Here is a 20,180-nt window from a genome sequence, read left to right as displayed (position 1 = left end):
CAAGGCAGTGAACGCTGCAGAACAAAGCACTCAGGAGACAAGCATGGGGACACGAGGCATCAGCCGCTGGGCAAAATGGATGGGCGCAGCGCTATGCGCGACGAGCCTGCTGGCAGCCAGCCCCGCCGTGTTGGCACAGGGCAAGCCTGAGAAGAGCAAGGTGACCATCGCCGTGGGTGGCAAGGCGTTGTTCTACTACCTGCCGCTGACGATTGCCGAGCGCCTGGGTTACTTCAAGGACGAAGGGTTGGATGTCGAGATCGTCGACTTTGCTGGTGGTGCCAAGGCACTGCAGGCTGTGGTGGGCGGTAGCGCTGATGTGGTGAGCGGCGCCTACGAACACACGCTGGTGCTCCAGGCCAAGGGCCAGATGTACCAGGAGTTCGTGCTGCAAGGCCGCGCCCCGCAGATCGTGCTGGCGGTCAACAACAAGACGATGCCCAACTACAAGTCGATCGCTGACTTGAAGGGCAAGAAGATCGGCGTGACGGCCCCGGGTTCGTCGACCAACATCATGGTCAACTACGTGCTGGCACGCGCTGGCATCAAGCCGAATGAGGTGTCGATCATTGGTGTGGGCCCGAGCAACGGTGCCATTGCCGCCATCCGCGCGGGGCAGATCGACGCGCTGGCCAATCTGGACCCGGTCATGTCGATGCTCACGCAGAAGAACGAAGTGCGCGTCGTTTCCGACACCCGCACGCTGGCCGATACCAAGGCTGTCTTTGGCGGCAACATGCCTGCGGGCTGCCTGTATGCGTCGACCGCGTTCATCCAGAAGAATCCGAACACGACGCAGGCGCTGACCAACGCCATGGTGCGTGCGCTGAAGTGGCTGCAGAAGGCGGGCCCGTCGGACATCGTCAAGACCGTTCCTGAAGCCTATCTGTTGGGGGATCGCGCGCTGTATCTGGCTGCTTGGGATAAGGTGCGCGAGGCCATCTCGCCGGACGGCGCAATGCCCGCCGACGGCCCGACCACGGCGCTGCGTACGCTGTCGGAGTTCGACGCGGAAGTGAAGGGCAAGCAGATCAAGCTGGACCAGACCTTCACCAACACCTTCGTGCAGAAGGCCAACGCCAAGTACCACTAAGTCCAGCAGACTTTCACCCTGCGCCCGGTCTAACCGGGCGCATTGCTTTCTTGGTAGCCATCAGGCAGACACCATGACAACGCCCGCGCTTTCGTTCGACCAGATCACCTGTACCTTCCTTTCACCTGACAAACCGGGCCAGCGCTACACGGCCGTACAGAACACGACGCTGGATATCCAGGCCGGCGAGTTCGTCTCGGTGGTAGGCCCGACCGGCTGTGGCAAATCCACCTTGTTGAATTTGGCGGCAGGGCTGTTGCAGCCATCGTCAGGTCAGGTGCGTGTGTTTGGCGAGCCGCTGGTCGGCATCAACCGCCGCGCTGGCTACATGTTCCAGGCCGAGGCGCTGATGCCGTGGCGCAGCGCACTGGACAACGTGCTGGCCGGGCTGGAATTTCGCGGCACGCCTGACAAGGAGGCGCGCGAACTGGCGATGTCGTGGCTGACGCGCGTAGGCCTGGCCGGATTTGAAGATCGCTATCCGCATCAGCTCTCTGGCGGCATGCGCAAGCGCGTGAGTTTGGCGCAAACGTTGGTGCTCGACCCCGACATCATCCTCATGGACGAGCCGTTCTCTGCGCTGGACATCCAGACGCGCCAGTTGATGGAGAACGAGGTGCTCGACCTCTGGGCCGCCAAACGCAAGGCCGTGCTGTTCATCACACACGACCTGGATGAGGCCATTGCCATGAGCGACCGCGTGGTTGTGCTATCCGCAGGGCCGGGCACGCACCCGATCGGGGAGTTCGTGATCGACCTGCCACGCCCGCGCGATGTGGCCGAGATTCGCGACCAGGCCGGCTTTGTCGATTTGCATTCACGCATTTGGGATGTGCTGCGTGAAGAAGTGCTGAAGGGTTACGCGCAGCATCGCCGCGTGGCCTGAACCGAATTCGATCGATCTCTCTCATGGCTAATCGTCCGCTCTCTTCGTTCACGCTGCGCGCCTGGCAGCTTGGTCTCCTCGTCGTCACGCTGGCCGGGTGGCACTTCGCCACGCGCTCGCAAGATGTCGCGTTCTTCTTCGGTGAACCGCTCATCGTCGCCCAGCGCATCTGGGCGTGGTTTGTGTCTGAAGGCGACATCTACCAGCACCTTGGCGTGACGCTGGCTGAAACCGTGCTGGCTTTCGTCATCGGGACGGCCACCGGCCTGGGTGCCGGGCTGTGGCTGGCGCTGAGCCCCGCGGTGTCTGCGGTGCTCGATCCGTACATCAAGGCCGCCAACTCGATGCCGCGCGTGATCCTGGCGCCCATCTTTGGTGTGTGGTTCGGCCTGGGGATCTGGTCGAAGGTCGCGCTGGCGGTCACGCTGGTGTTCTTCATCGTGTTCTTCAACGTCTACCAGGGCGTGAAGGAGGTGAGCCCCGTGGTGCTGTCCAATGCGCGCATGCTGGGGGCCTCGCAGCGGCAGCTGTTGCGCTTCGTCTATCTGCCGAGCGCGACAAGCTGGGTGTTCTCGTCGCTGCATACGTCAGTGGGTCTGGCGTTTGTGGGGGCGGTGGTGGGCGAATACCTCGGATCTGCGCGCGGCGTCGGTTACTTGATCCTGCAGGCTGAGGGCACGTTCGACATCAATACCGTGTTTGCCGGCATTGTCGTGCTGACAGTGTTTGCGCTGGTGCTCGATTGGTTGGTCGGTCTGGTAGAGAAGCGTTTGATGCGCTGGCAGCCCAAGACCGGCGAGACTGAGAAGCTGTAAGCGAAAAATTCCGAGCGACTAATCGTCACATCGACCCTGCTCACTGCGGGGGCATGCAACTAGACGGTCGGTCTACTACAATCCAATCCACCATGAGCAAGCACCCCGAACCCGTCACCGCTGAAGGCACCGAAGCCCGGCACGACACCCGCGACCGCATTCTGGACGCCGGCGCCGAGCTGATCCTCGGGCGCGGCTTCTCGGCCGTCGGGTTGGCGGAAATCCTCGGCCGTGCGCAGGTGCCCAAAGGCTCGTTCTATTACTACTTTGGGTCAAAGGAAGACTTTGGCGTTGCCATGCTGGAGCGCTACTTCCAAGACTACGACGCCGGTGTCGTCAGCCTGTTCAACGACTCCCGCCTGACTGCACGCGAGCGGTTGCTGCGCTACTTCACCGCCTGGATTGACCTGCACGAGCGCAGCGCGTGCGAAGTCACCTGCCTGGCCGTCAAGCTGTCGGGGGAGGTGTCGGACTTGTCGGAGCCGATGCGCAAGGTGCTGTCGACAGGGATGACGCGCATGGTGGATCGCATTGCCGACGTGATCGAGACGGGCGTCGCCGATGGTTCGCTCGCACCCGTGAGCGACGCACGCCATCTGGCCGAAGGTCTGTATGCGATGTGGATGGGCGGCGCGCTGCTGGCCAAGGCGCACCGGACGGTTGCGGCGTTCCGGAGCTGCGTGGCGCAAACCGAAATCCTGCTGGCCATGCCGAAACATTGATCGCAACCGAATCCATTGCCGGCGAGGCATGTTCCTCGCCTTTTCTTTGACTCCGGTTCTAGATGACCGGTCGAATAGTAATAAGTATTCTCTCTTTTTGGAGCTGATATGACCCAACAACTGTTGTCGCCTGTCCAGGTCGGTCGTACGACCCTCGCCAACCGCGTCGTCATGGCACCGCTCACGCGTTCGCGCGCCGGTCAGCCCGGCGACGTGCCGACGGAGCTGAACGTGACCTACTACGCGCAGCGTGCGACGGCTGGCCTGATCGTGACGGAAGCCACGCAAATTTCCCGCCAGGGCCAGGGTTACGCCTGGACGCCGGGCATGTACACCGACGCACAGGAAGCCGGCTGGAAGGCCGTGGTGGATGCCGTGCACGCCAAGGGTGGCCGCATTTCGCAGCAGCTCTGGCACGTGGGCCGCATCTCGAACACGCTGCTGCAAGAAAACGGTCAGGCGCCGGTCGCGCCGTCCGCCATCGTCGCCAAGGGTGCGCAGAGCTTTGTCGTGCACCCTGACGGCACGCCGGGCAACGAGCCCACCAGTGAGCCGCGCGCGCTGGCCACGGAGGAAATCCCGGGCATCATTGCGCAGTACCGTCAGGCCGTGCTGCGTGCACGGCGTGCTGGCTTCGATTTTGTCGAGATCCATGCCGCCAACGGTTACCTGCTGCACCAGTTCCTTTCCACCAATAGCAATCAACGTACTGACCAGTACGGCGGCTCGCTGGAAAACCGTGCGCGCCTGATTCTGGAAGTCGTCGACACGGCCATTGCAGAAATCGGCGCGGATCGCGTTGGCATTCGCTTGTCGCCGCATTTTGTTGCCCACGACATCGCAGATGCCGAAGCCGAAGCCAGCGCGCTGTATCTTGCGCGTGAACTGACCAAGCGCGGCATCGCCTATCTGCACATCGCCGAGCCGGATTGGGCGGGTGGTCCTGAGTTGTCCGGCGAGTTCCGCCGCCAACTGCGCGATGCCTTCAAGGGTACGCTGATCGTCTGCGGCCAATACAGCGCGGAAGAGGGCGAGCAGATGGTGGCGTCGGGTCTGGCCGATGCCGTGGCCTTTGGTCGTCCGTTCATCGCCAACCCGGATCTGGTGGCGCGCTTCCGCGCCGGCGCGGTGCTCAACAAGCCGGATCGCACGACCTACTATGGCGGTCAGGAAAAGGGCTACACCGACTATCCGACGCTGGAAGAAGCGGCCTGATCGGTACGCGCCCTCCCAACAAAAAGCCGCGCTGGCAATTGCCTAGCGCGGCTTTTTTGTTTGGCGTGCGGGTAACGTTCAGGGTTGAATCACCACCTTGCCCGTCACCTTGCGTGCCGCCATGTCGAGCAGCGCTTGCGTGGTTTGCTCCAGCGGGTAGCGCGCTGAAATATGCGGACGAATCTTGCCTTCTTTCATCCAGCCAATCATCTGCATCATGTTGGCGAGATTGGCCTTCGGCTCGCGGCGTGCGAACTCACCCCAGAACACGCCCACCAACGACGCACCCTTGAGCAGCGCCAGGTTCAGCGGCATCTTGGGGATTTCGCCGTTGGCAAAGCCCACCACCAGATAGCGGCCACGCCAGGCGATCGAGCGGAACGCCGGCTCTGCATAAATGCCGCCGACCGGGTCATAGATCACGTCTGGGCCCTTGCCGTCGGTCAGTTCTTTGATGCGCTCGCGCAGGTCTTCGGCCGAGTAGTTGATCAGCGCATCGGCGCCGTGCTCCTTGCAGACGGCGAGCTTTTCATCGCTTGACGCGGCGGCAATCACGCGCGCGCCGATTGCCTTGCCGATTTCGATGGCTGCCAGTCCCACGCCACCCGCCGCACCCAGTACCAGCATCGTTTCACCGGCCTTCAGTTGGCCGCGATCGACCACCGCGTGGTGCGAGGTTCCGTAGGTGAGGGTGAATGCTGCCGCCGTATCAAACGCCATGCCCGGCGGCATCGGCATCACCACCTTGGCCGATGCCTTCACCTGCGAGGCAAACGCGCCCTGACCAAGGAACGCGATCACATGGTCGCCCGCTTTCACGTGCGACACACCTTCGCCCACTGCGTTGACCACGCCCGCCACTTCCGAGCCCGGCGTGAAAGGCAACTCCGGCTTGAACTGGTATTTGTTCTGGATGATCAGCACGTCGGGAAAATTCACCCCCGCGGCCTTTACGTCGATGACGACTTCGCCGGCGCCCGGCGAGAGGTCCGGCAGCGTTTCAATCACCAGCGATTCGGGCGGGCCCCAGGTCTTGCAGACGACGGCTTTCATGGTGTGTCTCCTGATCGGTCTTGCGTTGGATGGTTCGCGTGTCTCGCATGCTTTGTGTGCGATCTCGTCTGGCAGTTTAACCGAATAAAAGCACGGTCGTTCGATTTGATCGCGAGGCGCTCATCGAGCAATCGGTTGGCCGATATATTGATCGGTTTTTATAGGCGTGCACCAGGCGCGCGTGAGCACGATTCGTGCGCATTGCTCGGTTACAATCCGCGCCATGCATATTCTTATCGCCAACGACGACGGATACCTCGCGCCGGGTCTCGCCGCGCTGCACCGTGCGCTCAGTCCCCTGGGCCGCGTAACGGTGGTGGCGCCGGAGCAGAACCACAGCGGTGCATCCAACTCGCTCACGCTCCAGCGTCCGCTGTCGGTGTTTGAAGCAACGGACGGTTCCCAGAAGGGGTTCCGCTTCGTCAACGGCACCCCGACGGACTGCGTCCATATCGCCCTGACCGGCATGATTGAGGAGAAGCCCGACCTGGTCGTCTCCGGTATCAACCAGGGGCAGAACATGGGCGAGGACGTGCTGTATTCCGGCACCGTTGCTGCCGCTATCGAGGGCTATCTGTTCGGCATTCCGTCGATTGCGTTTTCGCAGGTTGATAAAGGCTGGACGCACCTGGATGCTGCAGAGCGCGTCGTCCGCGAGGTGGTCGAGCGCTACCTGTCCGATCCGCTCGAGGGGCAGATGCTCCTCAATGTGAACATTCCGAATCTGCCGTACAGCGAACTCGGTGGCTGGCGTGCCACCCGCCTGGGCAAGCGGCACCAGTCGCAACCGGTGATCCGCCAAGCCAACCCGCGCGGCGAACCGATTTTCTGGGTCGGCGCCGCCGGCGATGCCAAGGACGCCAGCGAAGGCACCGATTTCCATGCAGTCGCGCACGGCTTTGTTTCGTTGACGCCGTTGCAGCTCGATCTGACCGACACGGCGCAACTGCGCACCGTGCGCCGCTGGCAGACGCCATGATCGCCACGGTGGCCCATGTCTGAACATTCGCGCGGCCGGCGCTTTCCTCTGACGCTTGACGCGGTGGTCGAGCGCAAGCCGTTGGAGCGCCAGCGCGAGACGCGCATCTCGTCCGGTGTGAGCGCCGTCTCCCGCCCGACACCGGCGCGCGCGGCGTCGGTCGAGCGCGTGCAGCCTGCGTCGGCGCCAGCTCCCGCTCCGCAGCGGGTAGCGGGCGTTGATGCTGCGGTCGGTGCCATTGCGGCGAGTGCCGTACAGGCGCGCACGGCCGCTGCGCATGCGGCGGCAGGTGGTATGGCATCGGATCGCGCACGCCAGGCATTGGTTGACCGCGTGCAAGCCGCGGGCGTGAGCGACAAGCGCGTGCTGGCTGCGATTGGCACGGTGCCACGCCATCTGTTCGTTGATGCTGGTCTGGCCTCGCAGGCCTATGAGGATTCCGCGCTGCCAATTGGTCATCAGCAAACGATCTCGAAGCCTTCGGTGGTCGGCCGGATGATCGAGTTGCTGCTGCGCGAGCGTCCCGCGCGTGCGCAAAGCTTGCCGCTTGCGCGCGTGCTCGAAATTGGAACTGGCTGCGGCTACCAGGCCGCTGTGCTGTCGCAAGTGGCCGACGAGGTGTATTCGATCGAACGCATCCGTCCGCTGCATGAGAAAGCCAAAGCGAACTTGCGGCCACTCCGCGTGCCAAACATCCGGCTGCACTACGGTGACGGCATGCTGGGGTTGCCGAAGGCGGCGCCGTTCGACGCCATCATCCTGGCCGCTGCCGGGATGGAGGTGCCGCAGGCGCTGCTCGATCAGCTTGCCGTTGGCGGGCGCCTGATTGCCCCGGTGGCGACGGACCGCAATAGCAGTGGCTCGGGCCCCGCGCAGCAGTTGGTGCTGATCGAGCGTCGCAGCCGCTTCCAGTTTCACAGTACCGCGCTTGAAGGCGTTTTCTTTGTCCCTTTAAAATCAGGAACTGTTTAGCATGTTCATTTCCCGGAGTTCCATGAACCCTCCAAGCCCCGCACGCACCGGCCGGCTTGCCGTGGCGATGGTGTCGGCCGCATTGCTGGCGGCTTGCGCATCCTCCGGCAACCAGGCACCCGTTCTCGACCGCACCTCGCGTGCCGGTACCACGTCCACTGCCTCGCAAGAGCCGCCGCCCCCTGGCTACTATCGAGTCAAACGCGGCGATACGCTGTATAGCATCGCTCTGCGCAACGGCCAGGCGCCGCGTGATCTCGTGGCGTGGAATAACATCCCCAATGCGAATCAGATCGAAGTCGATCAATTGATACGCGTCGTACCGCCGAACGCGGATGTCAGCAGTAGCGGCGCAGTTGTTACGCCGGTCCGCCCGGGCAATACGAGTGCGCAGCCGGTTGATTCCACGTCAGCCACGTCGCCCGCGGCTACGTCTGGCGCCTCTGCCGGGGCAAGCGATAACGCAATCGCACTGGCCTGGCCAGCACGCGGCGCGCTCCTCAATCGCTTCGATGACAAGGCCAACAAGGGCATCGACATTGGTGGCAAACGTGGTGACGCCGTGGTCGCTGCAGACGACGGAAAAGTGATCCACGTTGGACCCTTGCGTGGGTACGGGAATCTTGTCATCATCAAGCACAACGACACGTTCCTGACCGCCTACGGCAACAACGACAAGGTTCTGGTCACCGAGCAATCCACGGTCAAGAAAGGGCAGAAGATCGCAGAAATGGGCAGTACCGATGCGGATCGCGTGAAGCTTCACTTTGAAGTGCGCCGCAACGGTAAGCCGGTCGATCCGATGCGCTTCTTGCCGCCTCAATAGAGGAATGCATGCCGCGCCAGAAAGCCGCTACGCCCGCCACCCCCGCCGATGACAACATCGACGCTGCAGATGGCCAAAGCACCCAGAATGGGCGCGCGGGGCGGCGTGCGCGCGGCGCGGCGCAACCTCCGGCGGAAGAGATCGAGGTTGTCGATGCGCTGATCGACGATCTGCCAGCCGCAGAGCCAGTCGACGTCAACGACGTTTCCGACAGTGCCGACGAGCCTGACGAAGACGAAGACGACGAAGAGGAATCGGAAGAGGCCGCACCGGAGGAGGATTTCCGCAAGGTGCTGCAAGCCGAGTTGGCGGCAGATACCGTCCAGCACTATCTCAATCGCATCAGCATCAAGCCGTTGCTGACGCCCGCCGAGGAGTTGCATTTCTCGACCTTGGCCAAGGCAGGCGAGTTTGCCGCGCGGCAGGTGATGATCGAGCGCAACCTGCGCCTCGTTGTCAGCATCGCAAAGGGCTATCTGAACCGCGGCGTGCCGCTGCTCGATCTGATCGAAGAGGGCAACCTTGGCCTGATGCACGCGATCGAGAAATTCGATCCGGAGCGTGGCTTCCGTTTCTCGACCTACGCTACGTGGTGGATTCGCCAAAGTATCGAGCGCGCCATCATGAACCAGGCGCGTACGGTCCGCCTGCCGGTGCACGTGATTCGCGAGCTCAATCAGGTGCTGCGTGCCAAACGCCATCTGGAAAAGAGCGGGGTGGACGGGCGCGATGCGAGCCTGGAAGACATTGCGCACCTGCTCGGCAAGACCACGGATGAAGTGCAAGACGTGCTTTCGCTCAACGAGCATACAACGTCGCTCGATACACCGTTCGATCTCGATCCGGGCACCAGCCTGCTCGATTTCCTGTCAGACGAGCATGGTGCTTCGCCGGATCAGGAAGTTGCGCATCGCGAGTTGTCGCAACTGATGAAGTCGTGGCTGGCGCGCTTGTCTGACAAGCATCGCTACGTGGTCGAGCGTCGTTTCGGCCTCAACCACATCGAACCTGCCACGCTGGAAGAGCTGGCCGCCGAGATGGGCCTGACGCGTGAACGCGTGCGCCAGATCCAGCAGGAGGCGCTGGTCAAGCTCAAGCGCCATTTCGCCTCGCAGGGCGTGCGCAAGGACGCGGTGCTGTAAGGCGCTGCCGTCCAGTCGCTTCGCTCCTTAATCGTCGCCACCTAGCTCCAGCAGCATCGGCCGATGGTCGGATGCCTGCGTGGCGCTGTTCACCTCTACGCGCAGCACACGCGCCTTCAACGGCTCGCTGATCAGCATGTAGTCGCACGCATAGGCTGGTTCGGTCCAGTCAGTGCGATCGTGTACGCCGAAGGTTGGCGGCTGCGGCGTCGCGCCATGTGCAATCTCCCAGGCATCGTGCAATGCCGGGTGCTGTGAAAATGGAATCGTAGCCAGGCGCTTGGGTATGGAATCAGGTTTGCAATTGAGGTCGCCGCAGATGAGCGTGGCGGTGGTTTGCGCAAGCGGCCGGAACGGGCCAGCATCTGACTCCGCGCCAAGTACGGGCGGGTGAGCCACGCGACCACAGCCTTCTGCGTGAATGGCCCGTAGCGCGTCGATCTGTGCCAGTCGCTGGGTCTCTGAGTAATACTCCAGATGTGTCGTGATGATGCGCAGTACTCCGAATGCGGTCTGCACGAGCGCCTCGATGGCCATGCGCGGCATCGCCGGTGTGGCATCCGGCGGACTGGGCAGTGCGTGGCGCATGACGTAGAGCAGCGGCAGGCGCGTGGCGATGGCATTGCCGAAACGCTGCACGCGCGCGCCGTCGTGACGCTCAAGTGCAAAGCCGCCGATCACCGTGTATTCCGGGCCGAGCGCGTCGGCTAGCTCCCCCCACTGGTCGGCGCCCGGGTGGCCGGGCAGGTTGCCGAAGCCAGAGGTGACTTCCTGCAGGCAGAGCACATCGAAGTCGGCCATGGCGCGCGCTTCGGTGAGTTGCCGCGCGAGGTCCACGCGCCCATCCGCGCCGCGGCCCCACTGGATGTTCCACGTCAGGATGACGGTGCCCATGCTGGTCCTCCGGTGTCTTACAATGCCGCCCTTGTCCCCAATTTGTTCAGGCTCGCCCGTGTCTCAAGCTGCACCCAACGCTATGCCGTCATCTCCCGATACCGCAACTGTCGCGCCGGCCAAGGCGCCGCGTGGGCGTAGAAAACCCGAGATGCCCGTGGCTGGCCCGCTGGAGATCGTCTCGCTTGATGGCGAGGCGCGCGGCATTGGCCGTCTGGCCAACGAGGATGGCACGCCGGGCAAGGTCGTCTTCGTGGAAGGCGCGCTGCCGGGCGAACTGGTGACGTACCGCAGCCATCGCGCCAAACCGTCGTATGAGCAGGCGAGCGTGGTGAACATTCTGCGCCAGTCTGCCTCGCGCGTGACGCCGCAGTGCAAGTTCTTTGGTGTGTGCGGTGGCTGCTCGATGCAGCATCTGGATTCACGCGCGCAAGTCGCCATCAAGCAGCGTGTGCTGGAGGATGACCTATGGCACCTGGCCAAGCTGCGCCCAGACGTCGTGTTCCGGCCGATTGCCGGGCCGGATTGGGGCTATCGCTATCGCGCTCGTTTGACGGTACGCCACGTGGCAGCCAAGGGTGGCGTGCTGGTGGGCTTTCACGAGCGCAAGAGCAGCTACGTGGTCGACATGACCTCATGCGAGGTGCTGCCGCCGCATGTGTCGGCGCTGCTCGTACCGTTGCGCGGGCTGGTCGGGCGGCTCTCCATCTTCCAGCGCATGCCGCAGATTGAACTGGCCGTCGGTCAGGATGTGACGGTGCTGGTGCTGCGCAACCTTGAGCCGCTCACCTCCGCTGACGAGGCTGAACTGCGTGCATTTGCTGATCAGTACGACGTGCAGTTCTGGCTGCAGCCCAAGGGGCCCGATACGGTGTATCCGTTCTATCCGCTTGATCGCGCACTGACGTACACGCTGCCTGAATTCGGCATCACCATGCCCTTCAAGCCGACGGACTTCACGCAGGTCAATCACCAGATCAACCGTGTACTGATGTCGCGGGCGCTGAAGCTACTTGATGCGCGGCCGGGCGATCGCTTGCTCGACCTGTTTTGCGGGATCGGCAACTTTACGCTGCCGATGGCCACGCGTGCTCGCGAAGTCATGGGCATCGAGGGCAGCGAAGCGCTGACTACGCGTGCGCTCGCCAACGCTCAGCACAATAGGCTTGATGCGAAGACAACGTTCGCTTGCCGCAACCTGTTCGAAGTGACGGCTGACGATATTGCCGCGCTGGGCAAGTTTGACCGCTGGCTGATCGATCCGCCGCGCGAAGGGGCGCTGGCGGTTTCCAAGGCGCTGGCTGAGCTGGCGCAACGCGGCGGCGAGGCGGCCGATCTTCTGCCTAAACGCATTGTCTACGTTTCATGCAATCCGGCGACGCTGGCGCGCGACGCGGGCCTGCTCGTCCATGAGGCTGGCTACCGGCTGGCGGGTGCGGGCGTGGTGAACATGTTCCCGCATACGTCACACGTGGAGTCGATCGCGGTATTTGAGCGCGACTGATTCGCTATTGCGTATCTCGCAGGCAAAGAAAAACCGGCGCACCAGGCGCCGGTTTTTTTGTCGCTGCGCTGTTTCCAGCGCGCTGCGATGGCTTAGTTTCGGTTGCCGCCGAAGATCCCCAGGATCGCCAGCAGGTTCGTGAAGATGTTGTAGACGTCCAGGTAGATCGCCAGGGTGGCGGTCACGTAGTTGGTCTCGCCACCGTTCACGATGCGCTGCACGTCGAACAGGATGTAGGCCGAGAAGATCGCAATCGCCAGTACCGAGATCGTCAGCATCATTGCGGGCATCTGCAGCCAGATATTGGCCACCGACGCGACGATCAGCACCAGTACGCCCATGAACAGCCACTTGCCGAGACCAGAGAAGTCACGCTTGCTAACCGTGGCCACCGTCGCCATCACACCGAAGATGATCGCCGTGCCGCCGAACGCCGTCATGATGAGCGAGGCGCCGTTCGAGTAACCCAGGATCATGCCGATCAGGCGCGACAGCATCAGCCCCATGAAGAACGTGAAGCCCAGCAACAGGGCAACGCCCACGCCGCTGTTCTTGTAGCGCTCAATGGCATAGAAGAAGCCGAAAGCTACTGCCATGAAGATGACGAAGCTCATCAACGGGCTGCCAGCCATCAGCCGGAAGCCGGTAGCGACGCCGATCCACGCACCGAGGATGGTGGGGATCATCGAAAGTGCGAGCAGCCAATAGGTATTGCGCAGCACGCGGTTGCGGACGGCCAACGCGCCGGCGGTGCCGGAAGCGCCAAAACCGTACGTGTTGAGTTGGTTGTCCATGCGAACTCCTTGGGTGAATGACATTGCAGACAATGCGACGACGTTGCGAATGTCGCATCCGAAGTGCGCTTTTGCAAGTCGCGTCGTCCTTACTTTGAGGGGGCAGGATGCCATGCGGTTCCAGTATCCGGGGGATGATCCGGCCGGAAAGCGCACTTCTGGGGTGACTTTTCATGCTCTCAATAAGGCAATCTTAAGCCCGTCTCCCTTGTTGTGTCGTGCGAGACAGGCGGAGTGATGCATGGATCGCCTTCCGCAGTCGTTGGGCGCGGGGCGGGGTTGCACCGCTTGACATCCAATCTGGCTGCGCCCCGTGTTAGAATCTAACGTTTATCTTTCACGTAACACCTTCATTTTTTGGAGTTTTTAATGGCGATCGAACGCACCCTCTCGATTATCAAGCCGGACGCAGTGGCCAAAAACGTCATCGGCCAGATCTACGCCCGTTTCGAAGGCGCAGGCCTGAAGGTCGTCGCGGCCAAAATGATCCACCTGTCGCGCGCCGAAGCCGAGCAGTTCTACGCTGTGCACAAGGAGCGCCCGTTCTTCAAGGATCTGGTGGATTTCATGATCTCGGGCCCGGTGATGGTGCAAGCGCTGGAAGGCGAGAATGCAATTGCCAAGAACCGTGACCTGATGGGTGCAACCGACCCGAAGAAGGCAGAGAAGGGCACGATCCGCGCTGACTTCGCTGACAGCATCGACGCCAACGCCGTGCACGGTTCGGACGCTGCTGAAACGGCTGCCGTGGAAGTCGCTTTCTTCTTCCCCGGCCTGAACATTTACAGCCGCTAAGCGTCAACACTAGACTGGGATTGGTAGTTTCGGGTTGCAAGTCATGAACGATGTGGTGAATCTCCTCGATTTCGACGCACAGGGCCTTCTCGCGTACTGCGAGAGCCTGGGCGAGAAGTCGTTCCGCGCCAAGCAATTGCAGCGCTGGATTCACCAGTCGGGTGCGTCTGATTTTGGCGAGATGACCGATCTCGCCAAGTCGCTGCGCGAAAAGCTCGCGACCCGTGCCAACATCCAGGCACCGGCGGTCATTTCCGATCACCTCTCGACGGATGGCACACGCAAGTGGCTGGTCGACGTGGGGCAGGGCAATGCCGTCGAGACGGTCTACATCCCCGAAGAGACGCGCGGCACGCTGTGCGTGTCGTCTCAGGCGGGATGTGCCGTCAACTGCCGGTTCTGTTCGACCGGCAAGCAAGGGTTTTCGCGCAACCTCAGCTCGGGCGAGATCATCGGCCAGCTCTGGATGGCCGAATTCGCCATGCGCAAGCAACTTGGCCGTGGCCCCAAAGACGACCGTGTCATCACCAACGTGGTGATGATGGGCATGGGCGAGCCGCTGCTGAACTACGATGCCTTGGTGCCCGCATTGCGCTTGATGTTGGACGACAACGCGTACGGCTTGTCGCGCCGACGTGTGACGGTATCCACCTCCGGCGTGGTGCCGATGATGGACCGCCTCGCGCACGATGTGCCGGTGGCGCTGGCGGTGTCGCTGCATGCCTCCAACGATGCGCTGCGCGACGTGCTTGTGCCGCTGAACAAGAAGTACCCGCTGGCCGAACTGATGGCAGCCTGCCGCCGCTATCTCGAGTTCGCGCCGCGCGATTTCATCACCTTTGAATACTGCATGCTGGATGGCGTCAACGACACCGTCGAGCATGCCCGCGAACTGTTGCGCGTCGTGGCCGACGTGCCGTGCAAGTTCAACCTGATCCCGTTCAACCCGTTCCCTGAGTCCGGGTTGAGGCGCTCGAACAACGAGCAGATCCGTCGTTTCTCGCAAGTGCTGCTGGACGCCGGCATCGTCACCACGATCCGCAAGACGCGTGGCGACGACATCGATGCGGCCTGCGGCCAACTGGCTGGCGAGGTCAAGGATCGCACGCGCTTGGCTGAGCGCGGCAAGTTTGGCAAGATCGTCGAGATCCCCGTGGTTGGGGCCGACTCCACTCACCGCATGGGTACCGCATGAAGCGTTGGTCGACTGCTGTCAGTTTGGTCTTTACGCTGGCAGCCGCCGGATGCGCATTGCCGCCGCCGGTCCAGACACAGACACGAGAAGTCACGACCGTCCCCGATCAAAAGGCAGACACCGGCCGTCGTGCCGCGATCCGATTGCAGCTTGCGACGCAGTATCTGGAAGCTGGTCAGGCTGCAACTGCGCTTGAAGAAATCAAGAACGCCATCGCCATCGACCCGAACGTGCCGGGTGCGTATCACATTCGGGCGTTGGCTTACATGAGCCTGGGTCAGCGCGAACAGGCTGACGACAGCTTCCGTAGCGCTCTGGCCTCGACGCCGCAAGACGGCGATCTGCTGAACAATTACGGCTGGTTCCTGTGCTCGCAGGGTGGCAAGCCCGATCAGGGCATGGCGATGCTACGTCAGGCTATCGAGGCGCCGGCAGCGGGCAGCCCGGCCAAGCCGTGGACCAATCTGGGCGTTTGCCAGATGCGGCAGGGCGATCTGGATGGCGCCGAGAAGAGCCTCACCCGTGCAACTTACATTGATGCCAACAACCCGCTGACCAACATGACGTTGGCACAGATCTACTACAAGCGCCGCGAGTATTCGCGTGCCATGCCGTTCGTTGAGCGCGTGAACGGCCGCGGCAATCCGACGGCAGAGAGCCTGTGGCTGGGCGCACGCATCGCGCGCCGCGTGGGTGATATCTCGCAACAGAATGCATGGAGCGCGCAACTGCAGCGCCGTTTCCCCAATGCGCCCGAAGAGGCGGCTTTCGAACGAGGAGCGTGGGATGACTGACCGCGACGTGGCAAGCGCCGCCGACCTTTCTCAAGGTGCCGCGTCTGCCTCGGGTTCGCCTGCAGCCGTATCGCCGGAGCGCGACGATGCGCTGCGCGAGATTGCTGAACGCCTGCGCGCTGGCCGGGAGCGCCAGCGCTTGACGGTCGAAGACCTGGCCACACGCCTGAAGGTGGCGCCAGGCAAGCTGTTGGCCGTGGAAGCCGCGGATGTCGGCGCATTGCCGGACATGACCTTCGCCAAGGGGCTGATCCGCGCTTATGCGCGCGTTTTGCAGGTCGACGTCGACGACCAGCTTGTCCGTCTGAACGCGCGCGCCCCGGTTACCAATATCGGTTTGCGTCCCGAAGGCGGGCTGGGTGAGTCGTTCTCCGACAAGCCGAGCTTTTCCAAGCGTCGCGGTGGCGGTGGCTGGCTCATTGGGCTGCTGGTTGCTGTGGTTGTGGCTGGCGGAGCACTTGTCGGCATGGACCGTCTGAAGCAATGGTTTGCCGCGCAGACCGCTGCCACCCAAACCACCGAATCTGTCGCGAAGGAGACCGCGCCGCCGGTTGAACAACAACCGGCATCGGCCGAGGCGGCGCAAGCGCCCGCACCCGCCCAAGCGGAAACGCCGGCCGCATCCATGCCGACGCCGCTGACGCCCGTGGTACCGGCTGCCCCAGCTTCCGGTGTCGTGACCGCGCCGCTGGCGCCGCCGCCTACGCTGCCGCGCTCGGATAATGGCAAGGACGCCGCACTGGCGCCTGTCGCCGCAGCTACCAGCGCCAAGCCTGCAGTGGTCAATGTCGATGCCCCTGCCGCTGTTGCACCGAGCGAAGCCGCCAAACCGGCAGAGTCGGCAACGGGTAACGGCACAGTCTCGGTGCGTTTCTCGGGCGCCTCTTGGTTTGAGGTCAAGGACAAGTCCGGTAAGACGCTCGCCAGCGGCTTGGCCAAGGAGGGCGACGCGCGTGACCTGACCGGCACACCGCCATTCAAGGTCATTTTTGGCAATGCCGAGGCCGTTGAATCGCTCACCGTTGGTGGCGCATCGGTCGACATCCAGAAGTACGCCCGCAATCGCGTGGCACGGGCCACGTTGCCCTGAACCGTTTTGTTGAATGGCGTGGCGCCTGACTGGGCGTCGCGCCTTGTCTGATCATGGAAACCTCCACGCCTCTCGACTGCGCTCCCGCCTTGCCCGGTCCGCTGCCGCGCCGGAACTCGCGTGCGGCAGAAATCCGCTGGGGTGACCGTATCGTTCACGTTGGCGGCGCCGCACCGGTCTGCGTGCAATCGATGACGAACACCGATACGTCGGATGCCATCGGCACCGCGATCCAAGTGAAGGAGTTGGCGCGCGCCGGTTCTGAGCTGGTGCGTATCACGGTGGATACGCCGGCTGCGGCTGCCGCAGTGCCAGCCATCCGCGAGCAACTCGATCGCATGGGCGTGGACGTGCCGCTGGTGGGCGATTTCCACTACAACGGTCACAAACTGCTGCAGGACTATCCCGAGTGCGCGCAGGCGCTGTCCAAGTACCGCATCAACCCGGGCAATGTGGGGCAGGGCGCGAAGCGTGACACGCAGTTTGCGCAGATGATCGAGATCGCGTGCCGCTACGACAAGCCAGTGCGCATCGGCGTGAATTGGGGCAGCCTGGATCAGGATTTGCTCGCACGCATCATGGACGAGAACGCTCAGCGTGCGACGCCGTGGGATGCCCGTACCGTGATGGTTGAAGCGCTGATCACCTCGGCGATCCAGTCTGCGCAGAAGGCGGAAGAGATTGGTTTGCCGGGTAGCCAGATCATCCTGTCATGCAAGGTTTCGGCCGTGCAGGATCTGATCGCGGTGTACCGTGAGTTGGCGCGCCGCTGTAACTATGCGCTGCACCTCGGTTTGACTGAGGCTGGCATGGGCAGCAAGGGCATCGTCGCTTCGACGGCCGCGCTGTCGGTGCTGTTGCAAGAGGGCATTGGCGACACGATCCGCATTTCGCTGACGCCCGAGCCGGGCGCGCCGCGTGAGAAGGAAGTCATCGTGGCGCAGGAGATCCTGCAGACCATGGGCCTGCGCAATTTCACGCCGATGGTCATCGCCTGCCCTGGCTGCGGACGTACGACCAGCACGGTGTTCCAGGAGCTGGCTGCGCGTATCCAGTCGTACCTGCGCGAGCAGATGCCGACGTGGAAGGTCACGCACCCTGGTGTCGAAGAGATGAATGTGGCCGTGATGGGCTGCATCGTCAACGGGCCCGGTGAGAGCAAGCACGCCAATATCGGCATCTCCCTGCCGGGCACGGGTGAATCACCGGCAGCGCCGGTGTTTGTCGACGGTGTGAAGGTGAAGACGCTGCGCGGGGAGCGCATCGCAGAAGAATTCCAGACGATCGTCGACGAGTACGTGCGCACGCATTACGGCGTGCAAATCGAGACGGCATAAGGCTTCACAGCAAGAAACGACAAGCCGGCCCTACGGAAGGGGCCGGCTTTTAACGTGACATCATGAGCGAACCGAAACAACAACGCGCGCAAAAGATCGCTGGCGTCAAAGGCATGAATGATCTGCTGCCCAGTGACGCCCCGCTGTGGGAGCACTTCGACAACGCCGTGCGCAGCATGCTGCGCGCCTACGGCTATCAGCAGATTCGCACGCCGATCGTTGAGCAGACGCAGCTGTTCGTGCGTGGCATCGGCGAGGTGACGGACATCGTCGAGAAGGAGATGTACTCCTTCACTGACAGCCTGAATGGCGAGCAATTGACAATGCGCCCGGAAGGGACCGCCGCCGCTGTGCGCGCAGTGATCGAGCACAACCTGTTGTACGACGGCCCGAAGCGCCTGTGGTACACGGGCCCGATGTTCCGCCACGAGAAGCCACAGCGTGGCCGCTACCGCCAGTTTCACCAGGTGGGCGTGGAGGCTCTGGGCTTTGCCGGCCCGGACATCGACGCCGAAGTCATCCTCATGTGCCAGCGCCTGTGGGATGACCTCGGCCTGGTCGGCTTGAAGCTTGAGCTGAATTCGCTCGGCCAAGCGGAGGAGCGCGCCGCGCACCGTGCCGATCTCATCAAGTATCTGGAAGGCTTCCAGGACATCCTCGACGAAGACAGCAAGCGCCGCCTGTACACCAATCCGCTGCGCGTGCTCGACACGAAGAACCCTGCGCTGCAGCCTATGGCGGCCGGCGCACCCAAGCTGATCGACTATCTGGGCGACGAGTCGCGCGCGCACTTCGACGGCGTACAGAAGCTGCTCAAGGCGAACAACATTCCGTTCACGATCAATCCGCGCCTGGTGCGTGGGCTGGACTACTACAACCTCACGGTGTTCGAGTGGACGACCGACAAGCTCGGCTCGCAAGGTACCGTGGCCGGGGGCGGTCGCTATGACCCGCTGATCGAGCAGATCGGCGGCAAGCCGGCCCCCGCATGCGGCTGGGCGATGGGGGTCGAGCGCATCATCGAGTTGCTGCGTGAAGAAAAGCTGGAGCCGGAAGCGCAGGGTTGCGACGTGTACATCGTCCACCAGGGCGATGAAGCTCAGGTGCAGGCGCTGGTGGCGGCTGAGCGCCTGCGTGATGCCGGCCTAGACGTCATCCTTCATGCCTCGGCGGAAGGGCGCAACGGCAGCTTCAAGTCGCAGTTCAAGCGTGCTGACGCAAGTGGTGCATCCTATGCGGTTATCATTGGCGACGATGAAGTTGCCCAAGGCGTGGCACAGATCAAGCCGCTGCGCGGCGATCCGAATGCCGATGCCCAGCAGACCGTGCCGGCTGACCAATTGGTCGACCGCCTGATCGATGCCATGGTGGCAAACAGCGACTAACTCCAAAACCTCAAGCTCTGCAAAGCATGGCCTACGATCTCGAAGAACAGGAACAACTAGAGAGCCTCAAGCACTGGTGGCGCGACAACGGCAACGTGGTGACGTGGATCGCCATCGTGGTGCTGCTGGCTGTGGCTGGCTGGTTTGGCTGGAAGAACTGGCAGCGCAAGCAGGCGGGCGAAGCGTCCGTACTGTATGAGCAGGTGCAGAAGGCTGTCGATGGTAAGGACGCCGAGAAGATCAAGCGTGCCGCCACCGACATGGAAGACAAGTTTGGCAGGACCGCTTACGCGCAGATGACCGCGCTGGCGGCTGCCAAGGCGCTGTACGAGGCTAACGATGCCGTGGGCGCGAAGGCGCAGTTGCAATGGGCCATCGACCACGCACACGATGACGAGTACAAGGCTCTCGCCAAGCTGCGCCTGGCAGGTCTGCTGCTTGACGAGAAAGCCTACGATCAGGGCCTCGCGCTAGTCTCGGGCGACGTTGCACCGGCGTTTACCGGGTTGTTTGCCGACCGTCGTGGCGACCTGCTTGCCGCGCAGAACAAGACCGAAGATGCCCGTACGGCCTACAAGCTGGCGCTCGAGAAATTCGGTCCGACGGAGGCTTCGGCTCGCCAGATCGTGCAGTTCAAGCTGGATGCCCTGGGCGGTGCCTGACCGGTAACGCTGGTGCACCTCAACGCA

General features: G+C 62.8%; 20 protein-coding genes. 17 read left to right on the top strand and 3 right to left on the bottom strand.

Annotation, left to right across the window (positions count from 1 at the left end):
- Positions 1 to 43 precede the first annotated feature (43 nt).
- The 5 genes from R2N11_RS08520 (at position 44) to R2N11_RS08500 (ending at position 4,731) form a co-directional block, all read left to right on the top strand.
- Complete coding sequence (locus R2N11_RS08520; RefSeq protein WP_316680794.1) at positions 44 to 1,093, top strand: ABC transporter substrate-binding protein; 1,050 nt, start codon at positions 44 to 46, stop codon at positions 1,091 to 1,093.
- A 73-nt stretch (positions 1,094 to 1,166) separates the two neighbouring features.
- On the top strand, positions 1,167 to 1,979 hold the full coding sequence (locus tag R2N11_RS08515; RefSeq protein ID WP_048934269.1) for an ABC transporter ATP-binding protein: 813 nt from the start codon (positions 1,167 to 1,169) through the stop codon (positions 1,977 to 1,979).
- A 23-nt stretch (positions 1,980 to 2,002) separates the two neighbouring features.
- On the top strand, positions 2,003 to 2,794 hold the full coding sequence (locus tag R2N11_RS08510) for an ABC transporter permease (RefSeq protein ID WP_316680793.1): 792 nt from the start codon (positions 2,003 to 2,005) through the stop codon (positions 2,792 to 2,794).
- A gap of 92 nt (positions 2,795 to 2,886) precedes the next feature.
- Positions 2,887 to 3,516 (top strand): TetR/AcrR family transcriptional regulator, encoded by a 630-nt coding sequence (locus R2N11_RS08505; protein ID WP_199033160.1) that lies wholly within the window; start codon positions 2,887 to 2,889, stop codon positions 3,514 to 3,516.
- 108 nt (positions 3,517 to 3,624) lie between these two features.
- On the top strand, positions 3,625 to 4,731 hold the full coding sequence (locus R2N11_RS08500; protein WP_316680792.1) for an alkene reductase: 1,107 nt from the start codon (positions 3,625 to 3,627) through the stop codon (positions 4,729 to 4,731).
- A 78-nt stretch (positions 4,732 to 4,809) separates the two neighbouring features.
- On the opposite strand, the gene R2N11_RS08495 is transcribed toward R2N11_RS08500, so the two are convergent.
- Entirely contained in the window at positions 4,810 to 5,784 is a 975-nt protein-coding gene (locus R2N11_RS08495) for an NADPH:quinone oxidoreductase family protein (protein WP_199033188.1), read from the bottom strand.
- A 223-nt stretch (positions 5,785 to 6,007) separates the two neighbouring features.
- Here R2N11_RS08495 and surE point away from each other — a divergent pair, with 223 nt between their 5' ends.
- From surE to rpoS, 4 genes are read left to right on the top strand one after another with little or no spacing between them, the layout of a single operon-like run.
- The gene (surE, locus tag R2N11_RS08490) at positions 6,008 to 6,763 is read left to right on the top strand and encodes a 5'/3'-nucleotidase SurE (protein WP_199033190.1); all 756 of its coding nucleotides are present in this window, start codon (positions 6,008 to 6,010) and stop codon (positions 6,761 to 6,763) included.
- A gap of 15 nt (positions 6,764 to 6,778) precedes the next feature.
- The gene (locus R2N11_RS08485) at positions 6,779 to 7,735 is read left to right on the top strand and encodes a protein-L-isoaspartate(D-aspartate) O-methyltransferase (RefSeq protein WP_316680791.1); all 957 of its coding nucleotides are present in this window, start codon (positions 6,779 to 6,781) and stop codon (positions 7,733 to 7,735) included.
- Position 7,736: 1 nt separating this feature from the next.
- Complete coding sequence (locus R2N11_RS08480; RefSeq protein ID WP_316680790.1) at positions 7,737 to 8,561, top strand: peptidoglycan DD-metalloendopeptidase family protein; 825 nt, start codon at positions 7,737 to 7,739, stop codon at positions 8,559 to 8,561.
- A gap of 8 nt (positions 8,562 to 8,569) precedes the next feature.
- On the top strand, positions 8,570 to 9,703 hold the full coding sequence (gene rpoS / locus R2N11_RS08475; RefSeq protein WP_199033106.1) for an RNA polymerase sigma factor RpoS: 1,134 nt from the start codon (positions 8,570 to 8,572) through the stop codon (positions 9,701 to 9,703).
- 27 nt (positions 9,704 to 9,730) lie between these two features.
- Here the strand turns inward: rpoS and R2N11_RS08470 are convergent, their stop codons facing one another.
- Positions 9,731 to 10,597, bottom strand: a complete 867-nt coding sequence (locus R2N11_RS08470; protein WP_316680789.1) for an endonuclease/exonuclease/phosphatase family protein — start codon at positions 10,595 to 10,597, stop codon at positions 9,731 to 9,733.
- A 151-nt stretch (positions 10,598 to 10,748) separates the two neighbouring features.
- Here R2N11_RS08470 and rlmD point away from each other — a divergent pair, with 151 nt between their 5' ends.
- On the top strand, positions 10,749 to 12,101 hold the full coding sequence (gene rlmD / locus R2N11_RS08465; RefSeq protein ID WP_199033104.1) for a 23S rRNA (uracil(1939)-C(5))-methyltransferase RlmD: 1,353 nt from the start codon (positions 10,749 to 10,751) through the stop codon (positions 12,099 to 12,101).
- Positions 12,102 to 12,193: 92 nt separating this feature from the next.
- Here rlmD and R2N11_RS08460 read toward each other — a convergent pair whose 3' ends face one another.
- On the bottom strand, positions 12,194 to 12,895 hold the full coding sequence (locus tag R2N11_RS08460) for a Bax inhibitor-1/YccA family protein (protein WP_316680788.1): 702 nt from the start codon (positions 12,893 to 12,895) through the stop codon (positions 12,194 to 12,196).
- Positions 12,896 to 13,264: 369 nt separating this feature from the next.
- Here R2N11_RS08460 and ndk point away from each other — a divergent pair, with 369 nt between their 5' ends.
- From ndk to R2N11_RS08425, 7 genes are all read left to right on the top strand, one after another.
- Entirely contained in the window at positions 13,265 to 13,690 is a 426-nt protein-coding gene (gene ndk / locus R2N11_RS08455; protein ID WP_199031140.1) for a nucleoside-diphosphate kinase, read from the top strand.
- A 43-nt stretch (positions 13,691 to 13,733) separates the two neighbouring features.
- Positions 13,734 to 14,885 carry a dual-specificity RNA methyltransferase RlmN gene (gene rlmN, locus R2N11_RS08450; protein ID WP_199031139.1) on the top strand — a complete coding sequence of 384 codons (1,152 nt, stop codon included), beginning with the start codon at positions 13,734 to 13,736 and terminating at the stop codon, positions 14,883 to 14,885.
- Complete coding sequence (pilW, locus tag R2N11_RS08445; protein WP_316680787.1) at positions 14,882 to 15,679, top strand: type IV pilus biogenesis/stability protein PilW; 798 nt, start codon at positions 14,882 to 14,884, stop codon at positions 15,677 to 15,679. The genes rlmN and pilW overlap by 4 nt, the downstream gene beginning before the upstream one ends.
- The gene (locus R2N11_RS08440) at positions 15,672 to 16,769 is read left to right on the top strand and encodes a helix-turn-helix domain-containing protein (RefSeq protein ID WP_316680786.1); all 1,098 of its coding nucleotides are present in this window, start codon (positions 15,672 to 15,674) and stop codon (positions 16,767 to 16,769) included. Before pilW ends, R2N11_RS08440 begins: the two co-directional genes overlap by 8 nt.
- 53 nt (positions 16,770 to 16,822) lie before the next feature.
- Positions 16,823 to 18,106: a flavodoxin-dependent (E)-4-hydroxy-3-methylbut-2-enyl-diphosphate synthase gene (gene ispG / locus R2N11_RS08435; protein WP_199031136.1), complete on the top strand. Its 1,284-nt coding sequence runs from the start codon at positions 16,823 to 16,825 to the stop codon at positions 18,104 to 18,106.
- 62 nt (positions 18,107 to 18,168) lie between these two features.
- On the top strand, positions 18,169 to 19,491 hold the full coding sequence (hisS, locus tag R2N11_RS08430) for a histidine--tRNA ligase (RefSeq protein WP_316680785.1): 1,323 nt from the start codon (positions 18,169 to 18,171) through the stop codon (positions 19,489 to 19,491).
- A 26-nt stretch (positions 19,492 to 19,517) separates the two neighbouring features.
- Positions 19,518 to 20,153 (top strand): YfgM family protein, encoded by a 636-nt coding sequence (locus R2N11_RS08425; RefSeq protein WP_316680784.1) that lies wholly within the window; start codon positions 19,518 to 19,520, stop codon positions 20,151 to 20,153.
- The last annotated feature ends 27 nt before the right edge of the window (positions 20,154 to 20,180 follow it).

Origin of the sequence: Ralstonia flaminis, from assembly GCF_958415495.1 — a bacterium.
Classification (GTDB): domain Bacteria; phylum Pseudomonadota; class Gammaproteobacteria; order Burkholderiales; family Burkholderiaceae; genus Ralstonia; species Ralstonia flaminis.
The sequence above is the reverse complement of the archived record's forward strand: the minus strand, read 5'-3'. Positions and strand labels throughout refer to the sequence as shown.